The organism is Arthrobacter sp. H41, assembly GCF_000520535.1.
In the GTDB taxonomy this organism is placed as follows: domain Bacteria; phylum Actinomycetota; class Actinomycetes; order Actinomycetales; family Micrococcaceae; genus Arthrobacter_D.
Map to the genome: position 1 here is coordinate 126,736 of NZ_KI914819.1, position 4,915 is coordinate 131,650.

Sequence of the window (4,915 nt, forward strand, 5' to 3'; positions counted from 1 at the left end):
GCTGACGGCACCGGCGTCCGAGCCATGGCTGCCCGTGCCCGCATCGTGGGGGTCCGCCGCCGTCGAGGTTCAGTGGGAAAATCCGGGCTCGACACTCCGGCTGGTCATCTCCGCGCTCGAGTTGCGGCGGCAGTTGGCCACCGAAAGCGTCTTCGCCCCCGACGACGGCGGCACCTGGCGCGTGGAGGGTGGCAACCTGCTCATCTGCGAGCGCGGGAGCGAGTTCTTCGTCGCCGTCGCCATGGGGGAGACCAGTGCTGTTGCCGGCGGGGTCGGTGCTCATCACGTCCGTGCCTCAGGCGCTGGAGGGCTGGCTCGAGCCGGACAACGCGGCATGGGTACTGCGGAGCTGACCATGAACGTTCACATCGGCACCTCCAGCTGGAGCTACGACCACTGGAACGACGTCGTCTATCCCGCCGGAACGCCGTCGGCCAGGCGGCTCGGCTACTACGTGCAGCGCTTCGGTACCGTGGAACTCAATGCGAGCTTCTACCGCTGGCCCCGCGACACCACCTTCGCCGGCTGGCGTAGGAGGCTTCCGGAAGGATTCCTCCTCTCGGTCAAGGCGCCCCGCGGGCTGACCCACGGGAAGAAGCTGTACCAACCCGACATCTGGGTGGAGCGCATCACCCGCTGCTGGCACGAACTCGGGGACAAGCGCGCGATCCTGCTCGTCCAGCTCCCTCCGGGCCTTCCTCGCGACGACGCACGGCTCGACTACTTCCTCGGTCTCCTGCCCGCCTGGATCCGGGTCGCCGTCGAGTTCCGCCACGACAGTTGGAACGACGACTCCGTGTACGCCCTGCTGGAGCGCCACGGTGCGGCGTACTGCGTGATGAGCGGCGCGAACCTGCCGTGCGTCCTGCGCGCCACCGCGCCGTTCGTCTACCTGCGGATGCATGGGCCCGACTCCAAGTACCTTTATGGCGGCTCCTACTCCGATACGGATCTGCACTGGTGGGCGGATCGGATCCGCGAGTGGCAGGGCGTGGGCAAGGACGTCTACGTGTACTTCAACAACGACGGTGGCGGCAACGCGGTGCGGAACGCCGACACCCTGAAGGGCATCCTCGGCTCGGGGTAACATACGGTTCGCTGACCCATCAGCCACTACGCTCGGGAAGGGATGGGTCGCGGACTTCCGGCAGAACAGGCGTCGGCTGCGGCTCATCGGATGGGGAGTGTCTGTGGGTGGAGTTCTCCAGGGCTTCCTCGTCATCGCGGCAGTGATCGGCGTCGGATACGTCCTCGGAAAGCTTGAGGTTCTCGGCCGCGGCGCACAGGAAGTGTTGTCACGGCTCGTTTTCTTCGCCGGCACCCCTGCCCTGCTGTTCGTCACCCTCAGCTCAGCGGACCTGACCGACGTCGTGTCGCCCACGCTGGCCGTCACCGCCATCTCGACCACGCTGATCGCCCTCGCCTACGCGGCCATCGCGCACTGGGCGTTGAAACGGAGCACCGGAGATACGGTGATCGGTGCGCTGTCGTCGTCGTATGTGAATGCAGGGAATCTCGGTATTCCCATCACCGTGTTCGTGTTCGGGAACGCTGCCCTCGTGGCGCCCGTCATGCTGTTCCAGGTGGTGGTGATTGCGCCGGTCGCCTACGCGATCCTGGACGCCGACGCGAACATCTCCGAGTCGGTGGGCAAGCGCCTCCTGCGGCCGCTGCGGAATCCCATCACGATCGGCAGCTTCCTCGGAATGGCAGTAGCCGGAACCGGCTTTATCGTGCCCTCGATGGTCCTTGAACCGGTCGAGCTCGTTGCCGGCATCGCGGTGCCGGGAGCGCTGATCGCGTTCGGGCTTTCCCTCGCAGCTGGGCTGCGGACGCCCCAGCCCGTGGCCGCCGTCGATCTGTGGCTCGTGACGATCCTCAAACTCGGGGTCCACCCTACCGTGGCGTTCCTCTTCGGCCGTTTTGTCTTCGGCATGGAGGACATACCTCTCCTCGCAGTGACCCTTTTCGCTGCTTTGCCGACGGCGCAGAACGTACTTATCGCGGCGATCCGGTACGACCGCGGGCGAGGCATCGCGCGTCAATCGGCCCTCGTGACCACGGCGCTGTCGATCCTGCCGATGATCGCGATCGTGACGCTGGTGGATGTGCCCGGGCTGTAGGTCTCTTCATGGGTTCGCAGCAAAGCTCCTCGGCAGCAGAGCCGCGTGCCCCGACTCGGACCGAAGCAGGGAAGACGTCCCGGTGAGACAGGAACTTGAGTCGGGAAAACCCGCTTTCACCAGCGGCACCCCGACTTCCTCTCCCGAACCAGTGCGTGCATCATCCCCTCGGAGCGGACGAGGTCGGTCGAAATATTGTGGACAACCCTTGAGTGTGATCTGGCTTACTGCTAGCCTCGTATCCACTATATGAGGGATAACCCACGATGTGGTTCGGGAGATAAGCAATGACGCATCCTGTACAAGCAGAGCCGTCACCGTACGCGGTTGACCTGACCGGCTGCACCAAGGAGTTCGCCACACCCGGCGGGGGGTCATACTTCGCAGTTCGAGACATCGACCTGAAGGTCGAACCCGGCCGATTCGTGTCGATCGTCGGACCCACCGGCTCGGGAAAATCCACAATTCTCAATATGGCCGCGGGGCTCCTCTCCCCCACGTCGGGCACCGTTAAGAGCTTCGGCACACGGATCGACGGCGTCAACCGCCGTGCGTCCTACATGTTCCAGCAGGACGCACTGCTTCCGTGGAAGTCGGTGATCGACAACGTGAGCCTCGGCCTGACGATGGCCGGCGTATCGAAAGCGGATGCCTACTCCGAGTCCCGTCGCTGGCTCGAGAAGGTCGGCATGAAGAACTTCGCGGACCGGTACCCGCATCAGCTGAGCGGGGGCATGCGGAAACGCACCGCCGTCGCGCAGGCCTGGATCGTGAACCCGGACATCCTGCTCATGGATGAGCCGTTCTCCGCCCTCGACGTCCAGACCCGCCAGATCATGGAAAACGAACTCCTGCAGCTGTGGGGTGAATCCGGAAAGGCGGTCGTATTCATCACCCACGACCTGGATGAGGCCATTGCGCTCTCGGACGAGGTGATCATCCTCGGAGCGGGGCCCGGCAGCACCGTCGTCGGCAGTTATGAGATCACCATCCCGCGACCCCGCGACCTCCTGGACATCCGCGATGACCCGAAGTTCGTGGAACTGCACCGCGAAATCTGGGGCCGGCTGAAGGTCGAAGTCTCCAGAACCTACGCCTCGGCCCAGGACGAAGAAAGCGACGTCGCATGACATTGGCACCAGCCCAGCCGAACGCCAGCCCTGCCGCGCAACGCCGGGCTACCAAGAAGCGGACCGAACCGTCGAACTTCTCAATCCGGATGGGGCAACTCGCGCTGACAGTGGCCGTGCTCGGATCCTGGGAACTGCTGGCCCGCGCAGGCATCATCGACGAGTTCTTCTTCCCGCTGCCGTCCGACATCCTCATCACCGTATGGGAATGGGTGTCGACGGGCTATGTGTTCCCGCACCTCTGGATCACCATGCAGGAAGCCGTCCTTGCCTTCTTCACCGGGGCCGCGGTCGGCCTCATCCTCGGGTTCCTGCTCGCGCGCGTCCGGATCCTGGAGCGCCTGTTCGATCCGTTCCTGAAAATCTTCAACGCCCTTCCGCGCGTGGTGCTCGCTCCCATCTTCCTGCTGTGGTTCGGCCTGGGCATCTGGTCGAAGGTCGCTTTCGGGTTCACGCTCGTGTTCTTCATCGTCTTCTTCAACACGCTCGAAGGCGTCAAGAGCGTTGACCGCGTCCTCGTGGACAACGCGAAGATGCTTGGAGCGACCGAGAGACAACTGCTGCGCCACGTGTTCATCCCGAGCGCACTGACCTGGATCTTCTCGAGCCTGCATATCAGCGTGGGCTTCGCCATCACGGGTGCCGTGGTGGGCGAGTATCTCGGCGCCTCCGCCGGCGTCGGATACGCCATCGCCCAGGCCCAGGGAGTCTTCGACACCGAGGGCGTCTTCGCGGGCATGTTCATCCTCATGATCGTGGTGCTGATCATCGACATCCTCGTCAACCGGGTGGAACGGCACCTCCTGAGGTGGCGCCCGAATCAATCCGGCTAGAGCCATCCGTCGCATCCCGCTCCTCCACAATTCACACCTAGAAGGGAATTTCATGAACATCATCGACAGCCAGCGACGCCGCCGCACCAGAGGGGTACAGGCTTCTGCGTTGCTTGTCGGCTTGGCACTGGCAATTTCTTCCTGCGGTGCGCCCGAGTCGGCTCCGCCTGGCCAGGAGGGCAGCGGGGGCGGCGAAGGTGAGACGGTCACCATCGGCGTCGGTGGTCAGACCCTGCTGACCTACCTCCCCACCACGCTGGCCAACGAGCTCGGTTACTACGAGGAGGAAGGCCTGAACGTTGACCTCCAGGACCTGCAGGGCGGATCCAAGGCATTGACGGCAATGATTGGCGGCAGCACGGACGTCACCAGCGGGTATTACGAGCACACCATCCAGATGCAGGCGAAGAACCAGCCGGTCAAGGCCTTCGTCAATATGAACCTGTCCTCCGGTCTCGCCCTCGTGGTCGCCGAGAAGAACAAGGACACCATCAAGACCGTCGCCGATCTCGAGGGCAAGAACGTGGGCGTCACCTCACCGGGATCCTCCACCGACATGTTCGTGAAGTACCTGCTGTCGCAGAACGGCATGGAAATCGACGCCGCCGCCGTCTCGGCCATCGGGGCCGGTTCGTCCGCTGTCGCCGCCGTCGAGCAGGGGCAGGTCGACGCCGCCGTCATGCTCGAGCCAGACATCACCGTGCTGGGCAAGCGCCTCGGAACGGAACCCACCATCATCGAGGACGTCCGCACGCTGGAGGGGCTGAAGGAGGTCTTCGACGCCGAAGCCTGGCCGTCATCGAGCCTCTATGCCACCGCCGACTGGCTC

Annotated in this window: 5 protein-coding genes; all 5 read left to right on the forward strand. The window is 64.2% G+C overall.

Going from position 1 to position 4,915, the window contains the following annotated elements; translation table 11 throughout:
• The first annotated feature begins 355 nt into the window (after positions 1–355).
• Positions 356–1,087 carry a DUF72 domain-containing protein gene (locus Y705_RS0113585; RefSeq protein ID WP_026533254.1) on the forward strand — a complete coding sequence of 244 codons (732 nt, stop codon included), beginning with the start codon at positions 356–358 and terminating at the stop codon, positions 1,085–1,087.
• Between the two features lie 103 nt (positions 1,088–1,190).
• On the forward strand, positions 1,191–2,123 hold the full coding sequence (locus Y705_RS0113590; protein ID WP_049822761.1) for an AEC family transporter: 933 nt from the start codon (positions 1,191–1,193) through the stop codon (positions 2,121–2,123).
• A gap of 287 nt (positions 2,124–2,410) precedes the next feature.
• Positions 2,411–3,253, forward strand: a complete 843-nt coding sequence (locus Y705_RS0113595) for an ABC transporter ATP-binding protein (protein WP_026533256.1) — start codon at positions 2,411–2,413, stop codon at positions 3,251–3,253.
• The gene (locus tag Y705_RS0113600; protein WP_216698802.1) at positions 3,250–4,086 is read left to right on the forward strand and encodes an ABC transporter permease; all 837 of its coding nucleotides are present in this window, start codon (positions 3,250–3,252) and stop codon (positions 4,084–4,086) included. Before Y705_RS0113595 ends, Y705_RS0113600 begins: the two co-directional genes overlap by 4 nt.
• Positions 4,087–4,138: 52 nt before the next feature.
• Positions 4,139–4,915: ABC transporter substrate-binding protein (locus Y705_RS0113605; protein ID WP_026533258.1), on the forward strand; the 777-nt coding region annotated here is incomplete at its 3' end.